We start from the raw sequence: 16519 nt of genomic DNA on the forward strand, positions 1-16519 counted from the left end.
GCAAGCCGGCTCCTACACAAATAGGGCGCTCAAGTGATCGAGCCGCCGTGGCTCCAGCCTGATCGACTAGCGATCTGGCAGGGTGATATTGAGTTCCAGAATCGAGCAGCTGCCCTGGCTTTCCAGTGCGACATGCACGTCATCGGACCCGATATTGACGTACTTGCGAATCACCTCGACCAGTTCCTTCTGCAAGGCTGGCAGGTAGTCCGGGGTGCTGCGTTGGCCGCGTTCGTGCGCCACGATGATCTGTAGACGCTCTTTCGCTACCGACGCGGTGCTTTGCTTTTTGTTGGCACGAAAGAAGTCAAAAAGGTTCATTGCTTAGTTGCCTCCAAACAGGCGCTCGAAGAATCCCTTCTTCTGTACATCGAGGAAACGATGTTCCACGGTTTTGCCCAACAGGCGGTCTACGGTATCGCTGTAGGCCTGGCCGGCATCGCTCTGGTCGTCGAGAATCACCGGAACGCCCTGGTTGGATGCCTTGAGCACCGCCTGGGATTCAGGGATCACGCCGAGCAGGGCCACCGAGAGGATTTCCTTGACGTCTTCCACGCCGAGCATTTCGCCTTTGCTCACACGTTCAGGGTGGTAACGGGTAATCAGCAGGTGTTCCTTGATCGGGTCTTCGCCGCGTTCGGCGCGACGGGACTTGCTGGCCAGCAGGCCGAGCATGCGGTCCGAGTCACGTACCGAGGAGACTTCCGGGTTGGTCACGACGATCGCTTCGTCAGCGAAGTACATGGCCAGGTGGGCGCCTTTCTCGATGCCGGCCGGGGAGTCGCAGACCACGAACTCAAAGTCTTCCTTGAGTTGCATGAGGACTTTTTCCACGCCTTCGACGGTCAGCGCGTCTTTGTCGCGGGTCTGGCTGGCGGCCAGTACGTAAAGGTTTTCCAGGCGTTTGTCTTTGATCAGGGCCTGTTGCAGGTTGGCTTCGCCGTTCACCACGTTGACGAAGTCATACACCACGCGGCGCTCGCAACCCATGATCAGGTCGAGGTTACGCAAACCGACGTCGAAGTCGACGATAACTGTTTTGTGGCCGCGCAGAGCGAGGCCGGTACCGATAGCGGCGCTGGTGGTGGTCTTACCCACACCACCCTTGCCGGATGTAACCACGAGAATCTTGGCCAAGGTGTTTCACCCCTAAGGAAAAAGGACTTTTAGCCCCTGAAAAACATCTCTTGAAAACTACTGCAGTTGGACAGCCTTGGCTGGAATTTGGCCGCAGACGGCGTTTACCCCCGGTAAACACTGTTTGTAGCCTTTTTCCTACTTCGTTTGAGCCGTTTTCGCTACGTTTTAGAGATGCTTGGAAAATGCGGCAGTATCCGTTAAAGCCGAATGATGTTCAACACATCGCCCGACAGGCTGACCTGCACGCCCGAACCCCACAAAGGATCGCGGCGCAGATCTTCGGAAACCTTGTAATGCCCGGCGATGGAGACCAGTTCAGCGCTCATTTGCTGACAGAAAATCCTGGCTTTCGTGTCGCCTTTGACCCCGGCCAACACACGACCACGCATCGGGCCGTATACATGGATGTTGCCATCGGCGAGAAGTTCCGCCCCCGGGCTGACCGAGGAGATCACCACCAGATCGCTGCCTTGGGCATAAATCTGCTGGCCACCCCGTACTGGCGACGTGATGATTTTCGTCGGTTTGATCGTTGGCTCCGGTGGTTTTTCCGGTTTTTTCGCCACGACCCCTTCGTTCAGGTCCAGCGGGCGTTCACGGGCGCCGGACGGTGGCAGCACCGGCAGGTCGACCGCGATGGCAGCAGCAATGTCTTCGATGCGGCTGGCACGGATCGCCAGGGTGCGCAGGCCATGCTGGCGGCACACACGCATCAGGCCCGGCAAATCGACGGCACCTTCATTGGCTGGAAGTTTATCCAGGGCCAGTACCAGCGGCGCATTGCTGAAAAAGCCAGGCGCCTGGGCGACCTTGGCGGCCAGTTGCCGATCGAGACCCTCGAGGTCGTTACGGGCCAGTTCCAGCACCGTAATGGCGAGCATACTGCCCTTCAACTGGAACACGGGATCTTGGTCTAGCGGTTCGGTTTGGCTCATGGTCGGCATACAACGACTTGTCACTAAAAGTGCCGAGACTTATAACGAGAACGCCCTCGGGCCGCAAGCCGGGTCGAACGATGTAGAATGCGCGGCCATTGTCTTTACGGAACTGTTAATGGATCGCCCGCGTTTTCGAACAGCATTTCTCTCTCCACGTTTCTGGCCGCTGTGGTGTGGCCTGGGGCTGTTGTGGCTGATTGTGCAGTTGCCATACCCGGCATTGCTGTGGATCGGTCGTGTTCTGGGCGCCTTGATGTATCGGGCGGCGGGCGACCGACGGCGCATTGCCAAGCGCAATCTGGAACTGTGTTTCCCGGAAAAGTCCGCTGCCGAGCGCAAGCGCCTGCTCAAGGAAAACTTTGCCTCCACCGGCATTGCCTTCTTCGAAATGGCAATGAGTTGGTGGTGGTCCCGCGAGCGTCTGGCGAAGCTGGCCCATATCGAAGGGCTGGAGTATTTGCAGCAGGCCCAGCGCGAAGGCAAAGGCGTGATCCTGATGGCCGTGCATTTCACCACGCTGGAAATCGGCGCGGCGTTGCTGGGACAGCAGCACACCATCGATGGCATGTACCGCGAACACAAAAATCCGTTGTTCGATTACGTCCAGCGCCAGGGGCGCGAGCGCCATAACCTCGACTCGCTGGCGGTGGAGCGTGAAGACGTACGCGGCATGCTCAAATTGCTGCGCGCAGGCCGGGCGATCTGGTACGCACCGGATCAGGACTACGGCGCCAAGCAAAGTATCTTCGTGCCGCTGTTCGGCATTCAGGCCGCGACCGTCACCGCCACCAGCAAGTTTGCACGGCTGGGCAAGGCGTTGGTGGTGCCGTTCACCCAGGAGCGACTGGCTGACGGCAGTGGTTATCGCCTGGTGATCCATGCGCCGCTCGAAGGTTTCCCCGGGGAAACCGAAGAAGCCGACTGCCTGCGCATCAACCAGTGGATCGAGGGCGTCCTGCGCGACTGCCCGGAGCAATACCTCTGGGCGCATCGCCGCTTCAAGAGCCGTCCACCCGGCGAGCCCAAGCTGTACGCAAAACGCGGTTGATCCACTATCCCTGTAGGAGCGAGCCTGCTCGCGAAAAAACTGAGAGCGCCGTGGGGTGTCAGACTCCCGCCGTTCCGGAGCCGGCTCGCTTCTACAGTTGATATCCCACCAAGCACCATGGAGCGTTGCGCATGAGTCCAGGCGAACCGGTTACAGGGTTGATTCTTTCCGGCGGCGGGGCTCGGGCGGCTTATCAAGTCGGTGTGCTGGCGGCGATTGCCGAGTTGCTGCCGTTGGGCGCGGACAACCCTTTTCCGGTGATTGTCGGCACTTCCGCCGGGGCGATCAATGCGGTCAGCCTGGCCAGCGGGGCGATGGATTTTCGCGCGGCGATCGAGCGGTTGACCGCATTCTGGCAAGGCTTTCGCAGTCATCTGGTGTTGCGCAGCGACTGGCCGGGCGTGATCAGCCAGGCCACTCGGTTTGTCAGTCACAGTTTGCTGGGCCTTGGCGCGCAGGTCCCGGTGGCGCTGCTCAACAGCTCGCCCCTGCGCGATCTGCTCGTCGACAAATTACAGATGAACGGTATCGCCGAGGCCATCGCGCATAGGCAGTTGCACGCAGTAGCCGTGACGGCCTTCGGCTATGAGTCCGGTCAGGCCGTCACCTTTTATCAGGGTGGCGGCACCATCGACGCCTGGCTGCGTCATCGGCGGATCGGCATTCCCACACAATTGTCTGTCGACCATTTGCTCGCCAGTTCGGCGATTCCATTACTGTTCGCGCCGGTGAAAATCGGCGAAGAGTATTTCGGCGACGGCGCGGTGCGCCAATCGGCACCGATCAGCCCAGCGTTGCACTTGGGCGCCAGTCGAGTGCTGGTGGTAGGCGTCAGCGGCAACCCTCGCGGCGTTGATCCCGAGCAGCCGCTGCAACGCGCTTACACCGGGCAACAACCGACCCTGGCGCAGATTGGCGGGCACATGCTCAACAGTACGTTCATTGACAGTCTGGAAAGCGATATCGAGTTGCTGCAGCGGTTGAATCAGTTCAGTCAGCTTATGCCCGACGGTACACCGACCCGCGCGCTGGGCGTGGCGCCTGTGGAGGTTTTGGTGATTTCGCCGAGTCAGCCAATCGACGAGATTGCCGCGCGTCATCGCCAGGAGTTGCCGGCAGCGCTGCGTCTGTTTTTGCGTGGGCCGGGGGCGACCAAGACCAGCGGGGCGGGGGTGTTGAGTTACTTGCTGTTTGAGGCGGGGTATTGCAGCGAACTGATTGATTTGGGGCGGCGGGATGCGTTGGCCAAGAAGGAAGAGTTGAGTCGGTTTTTGGGGTTGCCATAAATCAAAAGATCGCAGCCTTCGGCAGCTCCTACAGAGGGAACGCATTCCAATGTAGGAGCTGGCGAAGCCTGCGATCTTTTGTCTTTAAATCAGAAGTGAACCTTGACCAGGAAGCTGGTCACGCTCTGATCGGTCTTGAAGCCCTGGCTGTCTTCGATACCGTATTTGTTTTTCCAGTAGTCATACTCGACACCGACGTACAGCTGTTTGGCACCCAGATTCAACGCCTTGCCGAGGTCGTATTTGACCTGTGGGTTGAAGTGCAGGTTGGCGTGGTATTCGCCTTTGTCGTTGACGTCGTTGTCGACCACCCAGTCCATGAAACCGTCGATCAGCACGTCCGAGTCGCCCACCGGAATGGTGTAGGACCAGACCGGCGTGACCTGCCAGATGTTGTCGCCCGGACGGTCGCCTTCGGTGTGGCGGTTGTAGAAGTTCAGCTGGAAGTAGTCGAAGCCCGGGATGGCCAGGTCAAAGCCCGGACCGATCAGGTAGGACTCGGTATCGTTTTCACCGAACTCGTACGTCATGGCCAGCAAGACGTCCTTGATCGGGCCGAATTCCAGCTTCTGATCGAAGATCTTGTTGAACGACAGGCGCGGGCTGAGCTCGCCGTAGTGGGTGTTCTCACCCGCGGAGGCGTCTTCCTTGCCGTTGTAGTAGATCTTGTCGATGAAGAAGAAGTTGTCGCCGTATTTCCAGCCGTCGGCGTGTTCGAAGGTCACCGTTTGCTGAATGCGCGGGTTGACCTGGAAGTCCTTGCCATAGAGGTAGGTCAGGCTGTTGTTCTGCCATTGCAGCAAGTCGCCGGCCATGGCCTGACCCCCCGCCAGCATTGATCCCGCCAGCATCAGGCTAGTGCACGTACGTTTCATTCGGTTGCTCCCAAAAAGTAGTGGTTTCACGTTATTTTTTTAAGGTCGACGCTCTGGTGTGGCGCCTTTTTCTGTATCTGTAAAAAATCCATCCAATCGGTCAGCTTTCATGCTGTTAGCAAAAGCTGCGCCAAGGCATTCGAAAAACACAAAAACTCCCGCTCGGCTGCTCAAAAACAGTCGATTGAGAGTGGGTTGGGGATGCCTTGGTACCGTCCAGAGCCGGGATAAGTTGGCTTTCTGGTCAGGAATTAAATCCGGGCTTTTTTTTAAAGTGGATTCAGGCGGCCGCGGAGAATACTGACTCCTCGGCCAGGTCTCAAGTGCCCCGCAACAGCGCACCGACGACAGGTTTGGGGCACGGTTGCGGGTCATCTTAGAAATGCACCTTTACCAGCAGGCTGGTGGTGTTTTCATTGGTGTCGAGGTTGCCGTTGTTTTCGATGCCGTATTTGTCTTTCCAGTAGCTGTACTCGGCGCCGACATACACCTGTTTTTCGCGCCAGCCGAGGGCTTTGCCCAGGTCGTACTTGATCTGCGGGTTGAAGTGGAGGTTGGCGTGATAGGTGCCGTGGGAATTCTGGTCGTTGTCCACGACCCAGTCGATGTAGCCGTCGATCAACAGGCTCGAATTACCCAGTGGCACGGTGTAGGACCAGGCCGGCGTGATCTGCCAGACATCGTCGCCGGGACGCGAGCCTTCGGTCTGGCGGTTATAGAAGTTCAAGGTGAAATAGTTGAAACCCGGCACCGCGAGGTCGAAGCCGGGGCCGATGAGGTAGGCCTCGGTGTCGTCTTCGCCATTCTCGTAGGTCATGGCCAGCAACACGTCTTTGATCGGGCCGAATTCGAAACGGCGGTCGAGGATCTTGCCCAGGGAGAGGCGCGGACTGAACTCGCCGTAGTAGGCGTGAACGCCTTTATTGCGGTCTTTCTCGCCGTTGTAGTAAGTGCTGTCGATGAACATGAAGTTGTCACCGTACTTCCAGCGGTCGGCGTGCTCGAAGGTCACCGTCTGCTGGATCGACGGGTTGACCGCGAAATCCTTGCCATACAGATAGCTCAGGCTGTTGGTCTGCCACAGCAGTAAATCGCCGGCCATGGCTTGAGTAGCCGCCAGAAGTCCACCGCCCAACAGCATGCTGGTTTGTTTCCGAATCATCTGTTGCTCCCTCTGTTTTTTATTTTTTCAAGGCGCAGGCAACCCCACCCGTGTAGGAGCCGGCTTGCTGGCGAAGAGGCCAGAACATCCAACATGGACGTCGTCTGGCACACCGCCTTCGCCAGCCGGCTCCTACAAGGGTTTCGTTCTGTCTTAGTGCGAGTGGGCTTGGCAGTCGTTGATGGCCGCGCGTTCGGCGCCACCGAGGATGTTGAACAGCAGGTTCAAGGTCAGCGCACTGAGCGTGGCCATGGCGATGCCGCTGTGGGTGATCGGGCTCATCCACAAGGGCAGGTGGGCGAAAAATTCCGGGCGTACCACCGGGATCAGGCCCATGCCGATGCTCACCGCCACCAGCAACTGGTTGCGACGGTCACCGATGTCGGCTTCCTGCAGAATCTTGATCCCGGTGGCGGCGACCATGCCGAACATCGCAATGGCTGCGCCGCCGAGTACCGCTGGCGGAATCGAAGCCACCAGGAACGCGGCTTTCGGCAGCAGGCTCAGGACGATCAGCAACCCGCCGGCAACGATGGTCACCGAGCGGCAGCGAACGCCGGTCATCTGTACCAGGCCGATGTTCTGCGCGAAGGAGGAGTGGGTGAAGGTGTTGAAGAACCCGGCGAAGAACGAAGCGCCGGCATCACACAGCAAGCCGCGACGCAGCATCCGTGGGCAGACTTCCTGGCCGGTAATTTTGCCCAGCGCCAGGAACATCCCGGTGGACTCGACGAAGATGATCACCACCACCAGGCACATCGACAGAATCGGCGCGAGTTCGAATTTCGGCATGCCGAAATGCAGCGGCGTGACGAATTGCAGCCATGGCGCCTGGGCCATGCCGCTGAGGTCGACCATGCCCAGCACGCCGCACAGCACATAGCCCAGGCACATGCCGATCAGCACGGAAATGTTGACCCAGAAACCGCGCATGAAGCGATGCACCAGCAAGATGGTGCCCAGCACCAGCGCGGCGATGGTCAGGTAAATCGGTGAGCCGAATTGAGTGGCATCTGCTCCTCCGCCAGCCCAGTTCACGGCTACGGGGAACAACGACAAACCGATCGAGGTGATGACCGTGCCGGTCACCAGAGGCGGGAAGAAGCGCACGACTTTGGACATGAACGGCGCGATGAGCATGCCGAAGAACCCGGCGGCTATCGTTGCGCCGAAGATCCCTTGCAGACCGATACCCGGCATGCCGGCCATGGCGACCATGCTGCCGACGGCGGCGAAACTGGCGCCCATCATCACCGGCATGCGGATGCCCATGGGGCCGATACCGAGGGATTGGACGATGGTGGCGATGCCGGCGACCAGCAGGTCGGCGTTGATCAGGAAGGCGATTTCTTCACGACTCAGGCCAGCGGCCTGTCCGATGATCAGCGGCACCGCGATGGCACCACCGTACATCAGCAGAACATGTTGCAAACCGACCAGGATCAGTTGCAAAAGGGGCAAACGCTGAATGGCGGGTGCGTCGGGGATGCGTGCTGGGGAGAGCTCGGACATGCAACACCTCGGATCTTTTTTATTCTTGTGATTTACAGCTGCATTGCTGCTGGCAGCTGTATTCGAAACAGGTGGATCTGTGGCGAGGGAGCTTGCTCCCGCTGGGGCGCGAAGCGGCCCTGCTCTTTACTTGAAGAGCAAGGGCCTGCTGCGCAGTCCAGCGGGAGCAAGCTCCCTCGCCACAAAAGCCCATGGGCTTTTGTGTTGCTTAGTTGGTCGGTGCACCTTGAACAATCCAGGCGCCGATCAGATCACGTTCCTGCTGGGTCATCTGGGTGATGTTGCCCAGTGGCATGATCTGGCTGGCGACGGCTTGAGCCTGGATCCGCGCGGCGTTCTGGCGGATTTGCTCGGGGGTGTCGAGCATCACACCGGCCGGCGCTGCGCTGAACAGTGGGCTGGTCGGTTTGGCCGAATGGCACACTGCGCAACGTTCCTGAATCACGCTGTGGACCTTGTCGAAACCAGGGCCGGCGTTGGACGCCTGCGCTGGTGCAGCAGCGGGAGCTTCTGCCGGTTTGGCTTCAGCCGGTTTCAAACCACCACCCTGTGCCGTTTCCGGCAGCGGTTGGTACTCGATCGCCGCTGGTGCCTTGGCCACTTCCGGGGCGCTGGACATCGGCTTCGGACCGGACACATACGCCAGGCAAATCATGCCCACCGCTGCCACTGGCAGGGTCCAGGCAAATTTGTGGCTGTCGTGACGGGTGTTGAAGTAGTGACGCACCAACACCGCCAGCACCGCGATCCCGGCCAGGATCAGCCAGTTGTACTGGCTGCCGTAGGTGCTCGGGAAGTGGTTGCTGATCATGATGAACAGCACTGGCAAGGTGAAGTAGTTGTTGTGACGCGAACGCAGCAGGCCTTTGGCCGGCAGCGCCGGATCCGGCGTGCGGTTCTCGGCAATCGCCGCCACCAGTGCACGTTGCGCCGGCATGATGATGCGGAACACGTTGCCGACCATGATGGTGCCGATGATCGCGCCGACGTGCAGGTAAGCACCGCGACCGCTGAACACTTTGCTGAAGCCGTAGGCGGCGCCGATGATCAGCACGAACAGGATGAAGCCGAGCAGGGCAGGGCGTTTGCCCAAGGCCGAGTCACAGAGGAAGGAGTAGACGAACCAGCCGACGAACAGCGAGCCGATACCCAGCAAAACGCCTTCAGGGCCAGTCAGGCTGCTGCCCGGAGCCAGCAGGTAGAGCGTCGGGTTGGAGTAGAACACCACGCACAGCAGCGCGATACCCGACATCCAGGTGAAGTAGGCTTCCCATTTGAACCAGTGCAGGTTGTCCGGCATGGTCGGTGGAGCCAGTTTGTATTTTTCCAGGTGGTAGATACCGCCGCCGTGGATCGCCCACAAATCACCGGCCAGCCCGCTTTTCGGGTTGACCCGATTGAGGTTGTTTTCCAGCCAGACGAAGTAGAACGATGCGCCGATCCAGGCCACGCCAGTAATCATGTGAACCCAGCGCACGCTCAGGTTCAGCCATTCCAACAGATGTGCTTCCACAGTCTTTACCTCTCGCCCGTCACTCTTGTTGTCGAGTGATCGGACCTTCTCTTATTGGTGGGGGGCGAGGATCAAACGCTCATCCTCTTTGAAAAAATGCTCATCGCAGTTATTGCCTGTGCCACTGCGATCAACCACCAGGAAGTCATCCCGCTTTTCGATCGTCAGCACCGGATGGTGCCAAACGCCGCGATGGTAATTAATGCCCTGCCTGCCGTTGGTGACGAAGGCGCGGACCAAGCCTGATACAGGTTCATCGCCAAGTGGCGCGACCACGATCAGAAAGGGATTGCCGAGCAGCGGAATGAAAGCCTGGCTGCCCAGCGGATGACGCTCCAGCATGCTCACGGTCAGCGGCATGTCCTGCGCGTCGGCGCGGAAAATGCTGATGATCGCGTTGTCTTCAGGCGTAGCGGTTTCCACCGTCGCCAGTTTATGGAAGCGCATGGTCGAACCGTTGTTGATCATGAAGTGATCGCTGCCGTCGGTTTCGATCACGTCACCGAAAGGGGCGAAGGCTTCTTTGGTCAGCGGTTCAATCGTCAGTGTGCGCATGCTGTTCTTATCCGAATTCTGTGTTGTTAGAACTATCGCCATCGCGGGCAAGCCCGCTCCCACAGTGAACTGTGGCGTTCACAAAACCTGTGGGAGCTGGCTTGCCAGCGATGGGGTTCAACCTTATTTAGCGACCTTGCCCAAAACCCGCAGGCGGCTCACACCACCGTCCGGGAACACGTTCAGGCGGATGTGGGTGATCGGGCCCAAGGCCTTGATCTGCTCGGCGAAGGTGTGTTCGGCGTGCATTTCCAGTTTCTGGCTTGGCAACAGTTCGCGCCAGAACAGCGATTGGGTTTCGATCTGGCTGTCGGTGCCGCCCTTCACGAAAGCGCCCTGGATCGAGCACGTGTCCGGGTAGTTGCCCTTGAAGTGCAGGGTGTCGACGATGATTTTCTCGATCTCGCCCGGGTGGCCCAGCGCGACGATCACCCAGTCATTGCCCGGCGTACGACGACGTGCGGTTTCCCAGCCGTCGCCCATGTTGATGCCACGGCCAGGGTTGAGGATGTTGCTCATGCGACCGAAGTGTTCGTCGGAGCAGGCGAGGGCGCGGCCACCGTTGAGGGCTGAGGCCAGGTCGACTTGCTCGTTGTCGCCAACAGCCGACCAGTCGCGGTGCGGAATGCCGTACACGCGCAGACGGGCAACACCACCGTCCGGGTAGATGTTGAAACGCAGGTGGCTGAACGCCTGGTCGTTGTTGATTTCGTGGTAGTGGTGGCTGTTGCCTTGCAGCTCGACGGCGGACAGCACTTCAGTCCACTGGGTGTTTTCGTTCGGCTCGCCTTCGGCCAGGAAGCAGGCTTCCAGGGAGGCCGACGGCGGGAAGTTGCCGGTGAAGAATGAAGTGTCGATGTCGACGCCCTTGATCGAACCCGGTACGCCCAGGCGGATCACAGCGCTGTCGTAGCCTTCGAAGCGCTTGCGGCGCGACTCCCAGCCGTCCATCCACTTGCCGTTGTCATCGAACACGCCCTCCTTCCACACGGCCGGGGTCGGTTGGAACAGACGGTTGGCGTCTGCAAACCAGTCATCGGTGACCGAGATGATTTTGGTGCCCAGGCGGGCGTCGGCCAGGTTGACGAACTTCTCGAAAGGTACGGCGTAAGCTTTCATTCTTCTTGTCTGCCTTTAAATAAGTGGCTTGGGATGCTTGCAGTGCCCTGGGTGCTATCGCGTTGTGAACACTCGGGCAAGGCTCGCTATAGGGTCAGTAAACGGAACAGGGCGATCTTGTTGATCTCTGCCAGCGCGCATTTGAATTCGGTGTCTGCCGAGTTGTGAATACGCGTTTCGAACGCTGCGAGGATCTGATGCCGGTTGCTGCCTTTTACCGCCATGATGAAGGGAAACTTGAACTTGGCTTTGTAGGCGTCGTTCAGCTCGGTGAAGCGCTGGAACTCTTCGGCCGTGCATTGGTGAATACCGGCGCCAGCCTGTTCATTGGTGCTGGCTTCGGTCAGTTGGCCCTGGACGGCAGCTTTGCCGGCCAGGTCCGGGTGAGCGTTGATCAGGGCCAGTTGGCTTTCATGATCGGCGCTCAACAGGATGTCGCTCATGCGCTGGTGCAGGGTTTCGATCTCGTCGATCGAAGCGTCCTGACCCAGGTCGAAGGCCTTCTCGGCCACCCATGGCGAATGTTCGTAGATGTCGGCGAAGGCTTTGACGAAGGCGTCGCGGCTCAGGGTCGATGGTTTCAATGTTTGAAAGGTGCTCATTTGGCAGCCCCTTGGTACGGGTGGGTTTCCTGCCAGTGGCGCGCGATGTCGACGCGACGGCTGAACCACACCTGTTCATGGCTTTTAGCGTATTCGATAAAGCGCTTGAGCGAGGCGAGACGCGCCGGACGGCCGATCAGGCGGCAGTGCAGGCCGATCGACAGCATTTTCGGGGCTTCGGCGCCTTCAGCGTAAAGCACGTCGAATGCATCTTTGAGGTATTCGAAGAAATCGTCGCCCTTGTTGAAACCCTGGACCTGGGTGAAGCGCATGTCGTTGGTGTCCAGGGTGTACGGGATCACCAAGTGCGGCTTGCCGGTCGGGTTGTTCGGTTCCCAGTAGGGCAGGTCGTCGTCGTAAGTGTCGCTGTCGTAGAGGAAACCGCCTTCTTCCATCACCAGGCGACGGGTGTTCGGACCGGTGCGACCGGTGTACCAGCCCAGCGGACGTTCACCGGTGATTTCGGTGAGGATGCGGATCGCTTCGAGCATGTGCTCGCGTTCCTGGGCTTCGTCCATGTACTGGTAGTCGATCCAGCGATAGCCGTGGCTGCAGATCTCGTGGCCGGCATCGACCATGGCGCGGATCACGTCCGGGTGACGCTGGGCGGCCATGGCCACGGCGAAGATGGTCAGCGGAATGTCGAATTCCTTGAACAGTTTCAAAATCCGCCAGACGCCGGTACGGCTGCCATACTCGTAGAGAGATTCCATGCTCATGTTGCGCGCGCCTTGAAGCGGCTGCGCCGAGACCATTTCGGAGAGGAAGGCTTCGGATTCTTTATCGCCGTGCAGGATGTTGCGCTCGCCGCCTTCCTCGTAATTGAGTACGAAGGACAAGGCGATGCGGGCATTGCCCGGCCAGTGTGGGTGCGGAGGGTTACTGCCGTAACCGATCAGGTCGCGAGGGTAGTCAGCGCTCACTGCAGTCTTCCTTCTTATTCGTGATGACAGTTTGTGTGATTTGCCTTGGCTGGCGTCACAGCGATGGGCTGATTGTATACAACTTTATATTCACTTTGTAAGCCTGATTTTTTGCATTTTTCATCAACGGTCATCTTCACCTACTCTCTGCACAACCTTGCAAGAAATCTGCCTGACTAGTCAGCTACTGGTTGCGGGGTTCAGTCTGGACGGGCTTCGGCTGAAAATCGCCGAGAAAACCCCGGATGGCGGGGATGGCGGGAAAAATGTCGTTTTTATTGTGTACAATTTTTTTGAAAAGTGTCTTAATCAATCGCTCGCCGCAGCTTTTCGTGCTCCGAATCGGTGCGGTCTCCTTTTTACCTGACTTCGGGAGGCGCGAAGTCTGACTGCTCCTCGCAGGCAGGCGCGCAGAATCAATGGGACGTTTGACTACACACGTTTTGGACGCTGCACACGGTTGCCCGGGCAGCTCGATCAAGGTCGAGTTGTACCGCGTTGAAGGTACGCAGCTGGAATTGGTCGCCAGCGCGATAACCAACAGCGATGGCCGGGTCGATGCACCGCTGCTGCAAGGCGATGACTATCGCACCGGGGTTTATCAGGTTCAGTTTCATGCGGGCGACTACTACCGCGCCCGAGGTGTTCAGCTGCCGGAGCCGGCGTTCCTGGATGTGGTGGTGCTGCGCTTTGGCATCTCTGCGGAACAGGATCACTACCACGTTCCCTTGCTGATTTCGCCGTACAGCTATTCCACGTATCGCGGCAGCTGATCCCCCAAGCAGCTGCCTCACCCTGGAAGCGACTGCGCATATAGCTTCTTTGGTTTTTCGCCCGCTCACACTGCGGGCTTTTTTTCGTCTGTAGATAAGTGGTGCCTGTGTTGACGCCATCGCTGGCAAGCCAGCTCCCACAGGTTCAGGGGTGTTCACATGTTCTGTGTACGACCCGGACACTGTGGGCGCTGGCTTGCCAGCGATGCTTTTGCTCTTAGCGGCTCAGCAAGGAAGCGGCACCCGCCCCACTGAACAACCCGGCACTGATCCGGTTAAACCAACTCTGCCCCTTGCCACTGCGCAAATACCGCGCCGCACCATGTGCGCCTAACCCATAGGCCAATTTGCACAGCAGGTCCAGCACGGTCCAGGTCACGATCATCACCAGCAACTGCGGCAGGAACGGCTGCTCGGCGCTCAAGAACTGCGGCAGAAACGCCGCAAAAAACAGGATGTCTTTCGGGTTGCTGGCGCCAAGCATGAATGCGCGCCCGAACAGTGCGCGAAAACGTGGCACCGGCGCAGCTTGAGGCACTTCGGCGCCGTGGGAAGGCTGGCGCGATTGCTGCCAGCTTTGCCAGGCGAGATAGAACAGGTACAACGCGCCAACAATTTTCAATGCGCTGAACAATTGTTCCGATGCCAGCAGCAGGGCGCCCAGACCCAGCGCCGAAGCACTCAGTAAACAAATCGAGGCAATCACACCGCCGAGAAACGCCGGATAGGAACGGACCAAACCGTAATTCAGACTGTTGCTGATCATCAGCAAAGACAGTGGCCCCGGGATCAGGATTACCACCAGCGCAGCGCCGCTGAACAGCAGCCAGGTTTCCAGACTCATCACTTTCCTCCATTTGCACAAAAGCCCCACCCGACGGGGTGAGGCTGGTTTCAAGCGCGTACCGCGTAAGGCTTACAAGAAGATGAACTTGGCGATGAAGATCGCGCAGAGCACCCACAGGCTCACGGAGATTTCCTTGTACTTGCCGGTACCGGCCTTCAGCGCCACATACGTGATGAAGCCCAGCGCAATACCGTCGGCGACCGAGAAGGTCAGAGGCATCATGATGGCGGTGACGATCGCCGGAATGCTGTCGGTCGCTTCGTCCCACTCAATGTGCGCCATGCCGCCCATCATCAACATCGCTACGTAAATCAGCGCACCCGCAGTGGCATAGGCAGGAATCATCCCGGCCAGCGGTGCGAAGAACATGGCTGCAATAAATAGCACACCTACGGTCACGGCGGTAAGACCAGTCCGACCACCAGCGGCTACGCCCGCGGCACTTTCCACATAGCTGGTGACCGGTGGCACGCCGACCACTGCACCAAATACGCTGGAAGCACTGTCGGCTTTCATGGCGCGGGAGAGATTTTCGATCTTGCCATCAGCGTTCACCAGGTTGGCGCGCTGGGCCACGCCCATCAAGGTGCCAGCGGTGTCGAACATGTGCACGAAAAGGAACGCCAGGACCACGCTGATCATGCTGACGTTGAACACGCCGGCAACGTTCATGGCCATCCAGGTCGGGGCCAGGCTTGGCGGTGCCGACATGATCCCTTCGTAATGCACAAGGCCCAGGCCCCATCCAGCGAGGGTCACGGTGATGATGCTGATGAGGATCGCGCCGAATACACGGTGGTAGCTGAGGATGGCGATCATCAGGAAGCACACGGCGGCTAGCAGCGGGCCAGGTTCGCGCAGGGAGCCGAGTTTGATCAGGGTCGCCGGGCTATCAACGACGATGCCGGCAGTTTTCAAACCGATCAGCCCCAGGAACAGGCCCACGCCGGCACCCATCGCGAAACGCAAGCTGACGGGGATGCTGTTGAGTAGCCATTCGCGGATGCGCGAGAAGGTCAGGATCATGAACAACACACCGGACACGAACACCGCGCCCAGCGCGGTTTCCCAGTTGTAGCCCATGGTGCCGACCACGGTGTAGGTGAAGAAAGCGTTCAGGCCCATGCCCGGTGCCAGGCCCACCGGCCAGTTGGCGTACAAGCCCATCAACAGGCAACCCAGTGCGGCGGCGATGCAAGTGGCGACGAACGCGGCACCGTGATCGATCCCGGCGTCGGCCATGATGTTCGGGTTAACGAAAATGATGTAAGCCATCGTGATGAAGGTTGTCAGACCGGCAATCAGCTCGGTCTTCACCGTGGTGCCATGCAAGCTGAGTTTAAAGATGCGCTCCAGCCAGCCATTGCGTAAAGGCGGCGAGAGATCCAGCGTCGATGCTTCGGATTTGCGGCTTTCCACAGCGAGTACTCCTCAAGAGTTTTATTGTTATTTCCAGGGCCGGACCTGAGAGGGTGGCAGCGGCCCTTTGAGGCACTTGCGAATTTGTTGACTGCTTGGTCAGGAACTCGCACGAAGTGGATTATGCTTTTGTATACAAAGAAAGCAAATAATGTTTTTGATTTTGTTTACGGTTTTTCTGGCGATAGGAATATATCGCCACGCAGGACGCCATCGCGGGCAAGCCCGCTCCCACAGGTTTTGTGCCGCTCGCCTATCTTGTGCACGACAAAGATCCTGTGGGAGCGCGGCTTGCCCGCGATAACTGACTAAAGGGCACGCAGACTTTTACCGGCTTTCCCCCAACGCCAGATTCACCGCCAGCCACCCATTCACCGCCGCCTCCCCAGCCTCGGCGAACACCCGCTCCAGCAATTTCACCTGTTCACGGCGCAACGACTGTTCGAAACGCGCACCGTCCTCAGTCAGTTCCAGCAGCCGTTTACGCTTGTCAGTCTCGGACGCAACGCTGTTCACCAAATGCATTTCCATCAACTGACGCAGCGGGATGTTCAGCGCTTGCTTGCTCACATCGAGCAATGCCAACAACTCCTTCACGCTCAGGTTCGGATAACGGGCGATGAAAAACACGATGCGTTGGTGCACCCGGCTCAAACCGCGACGCTCAAGCATTTCATCGGCTTTGGCGGTGAAAGCCTGGTAACCGAAGAAAAACGCTTCCATGGCCTGTTGCTGGGAAATCGGGTTTTTAAGGTCAAGCATATTGACGTATCCGCTCGGGCTGTCGTAATTTCGGTCAACAAGTTT

Annotated in this window: 17 protein-coding genes; 3 read left to right on the plus strand and 14 right to left on the minus strand. The window is 58.8% G+C overall.

All coding sequences use genetic code 11. From position 1 onward, the window contains the following. Positions 1–66: 66 nt before the first annotated feature. The 3 genes from minE to minC all read right to left on the minus strand — a co-directional run bounded on the left by minE (position 67) and on the right by minC (position 2075). Positions 67–321 carry a cell division topological specificity factor MinE gene (gene minE, locus NL64_RS27820; RefSeq protein ID WP_007974947.1) on the minus strand — a complete coding sequence of 85 codons (255 nt, stop codon included), beginning with the start codon at positions 319–321 and terminating at the stop codon, positions 67–69. 3 nt (positions 322–324) lie between these two features. Continuing rightward, positions 325–1137, minus strand: a complete 813-nt coding sequence (gene minD, locus NL64_RS27825; protein WP_008056976.1) for a septum site-determining protein MinD — start codon at positions 1135–1137, stop codon at positions 325–327. Between the two features lie 200 nt (positions 1138–1337). After that, a complete protein-coding gene (gene minC, locus NL64_RS27830; protein ID WP_034151388.1) occupies positions 1338–2075 on the minus strand; it encodes a septum site-determining protein MinC in 738 nt (245 codons plus the stop codon). Positions 2076–2193: 118 nt separating this feature from the next. Here minC and NL64_RS27835 point away from each other — a divergent pair, with 118 nt between their 5' ends. Continuing rightward, positions 2194–3126 (plus strand): lipid A biosynthesis lauroyl acyltransferase, encoded by a 933-nt coding sequence (locus NL64_RS27835; protein WP_034151274.1) that lies wholly within the window; start codon positions 2194–2196, stop codon positions 3124–3126. A gap of 131 nt (positions 3127–3257) precedes the next feature. Next, positions 3258–4412, plus strand: a complete 1155-nt coding sequence (locus NL64_RS27840) for a patatin-like phospholipase family protein (RefSeq protein ID WP_034151275.1) — start codon at positions 3258–3260, stop codon at positions 4410–4412. Positions 4413–4501: 89 nt separating this feature from the next. On the opposite strand, the gene NL64_RS27845 is transcribed toward NL64_RS27840, so the two are convergent. The 8 genes from NL64_RS27845 to puuE all read right to left on the minus strand — a co-directional run bounded on the left by NL64_RS27845 (position 4502) and on the right by puuE (position 12673). Further along, positions 4502–5287, minus strand: coding sequence for an outer membrane protein OmpK (locus NL64_RS27845; protein ID WP_034151276.1), 786 nt, complete (start codon positions 5285–5287; stop codon positions 4502–4504). Between the two features lie 376 nt (positions 5288–5663). Beyond that, positions 5664–6449: an outer membrane protein OmpK gene (locus NL64_RS27850; protein WP_034151277.1), complete on the minus strand. Its 786-nt coding sequence runs from the start codon at positions 6447–6449 to the stop codon at positions 5664–5666. Between the two features lie 153 nt (positions 6450–6602). Beyond that, positions 6603–7961, minus strand: a complete 1359-nt coding sequence (locus tag NL64_RS27855) for a nucleobase:cation symporter-2 family protein (RefSeq protein ID WP_034151278.1) — start codon at positions 7959–7961, stop codon at positions 6603–6605. 208 nt (positions 7962–8169) lie between these two features. After that, a complete protein-coding gene (locus tag NL64_RS27860; RefSeq protein ID WP_034151279.1) occupies positions 8170–9474 on the minus strand; it encodes a urate hydroxylase PuuD in 1305 nt (434 codons plus the stop codon). 51 nt (positions 9475–9525) lie between these two features. After that, positions 9526–10029 carry an ureidoglycolate lyase gene (locus NL64_RS27865; protein WP_007960046.1) on the minus strand — a complete coding sequence of 168 codons (504 nt, stop codon included), beginning with the start codon at positions 10027–10029 and terminating at the stop codon, positions 9526–9528. Positions 10030–10152: 123 nt separating this feature from the next. Continuing rightward, a complete protein-coding gene (gene alc / locus NL64_RS27870; RefSeq protein WP_034151280.1) occupies positions 10153–11148 on the minus strand; it encodes an allantoicase in 996 nt (331 codons plus the stop codon). Positions 11149–11234: 86 nt separating this feature from the next. After that, positions 11235–11750 carry a 2-oxo-4-hydroxy-4-carboxy-5-ureidoimidazoline decarboxylase gene (uraD, locus tag NL64_RS27875; protein ID WP_034151281.1) on the minus strand — a complete coding sequence of 172 codons (516 nt, stop codon included), beginning with the start codon at positions 11748–11750 and terminating at the stop codon, positions 11235–11237. Beyond that, entirely contained in the window at positions 11747–12673 is a 927-nt protein-coding gene (gene puuE / locus NL64_RS27880) for an allantoinase PuuE (protein WP_034151282.1), read from the minus strand. Before puuE ends, uraD begins: the two co-directional genes overlap by 4 nt. Positions 12674–13092: 419 nt before the next feature. On the opposite strand from puuE, the gene uraH reads away from it, so the two are divergent. Further along, entirely contained in the window at positions 13093–13446 is a 354-nt protein-coding gene (uraH, locus tag NL64_RS27885; RefSeq protein WP_034151283.1) for a hydroxyisourate hydrolase, read from the plus strand. Positions 13447–13663: 217 nt separating this feature from the next. Here uraH and NL64_RS27890 read toward each other — a convergent pair whose 3' ends face one another. The 3 genes from NL64_RS27890 to NL64_RS27900 all read right to left on the minus strand — a co-directional run bounded on the left by NL64_RS27890 (position 13664) and on the right by NL64_RS27900 (position 16474). Continuing rightward, on the minus strand, positions 13664–14290 hold the full coding sequence (locus NL64_RS27890) for a LysE family translocator (RefSeq protein WP_034151284.1): 627 nt from the start codon (positions 14288–14290) through the stop codon (positions 13664–13666). 72 nt (positions 14291–14362) lie between these two features. Beyond that, entirely contained in the window at positions 14363–15712 is a 1350-nt protein-coding gene (locus tag NL64_RS27895) for an NCS2 family permease (RefSeq protein ID WP_034151285.1), read from the minus strand. Between the two features lie 327 nt (positions 15713–16039). Continuing rightward, the gene (locus tag NL64_RS27900) at positions 16040–16474 is read right to left on the minus strand and encodes a MarR family winged helix-turn-helix transcriptional regulator (RefSeq protein ID WP_034151286.1); all 435 of its coding nucleotides are present in this window, start codon (positions 16472–16474) and stop codon (positions 16040–16042) included. Positions 16475–16519: the final 45 nt, after the last annotated feature.

Origin of the sequence: Pseudomonas fluorescens, from assembly GCF_000802965.1 — a bacterium.
Taxonomy (GTDB): domain Bacteria; phylum Pseudomonadota; class Gammaproteobacteria; order Pseudomonadales; family Pseudomonadaceae; genus Aquipseudomonas; species Aquipseudomonas fluorescens_A.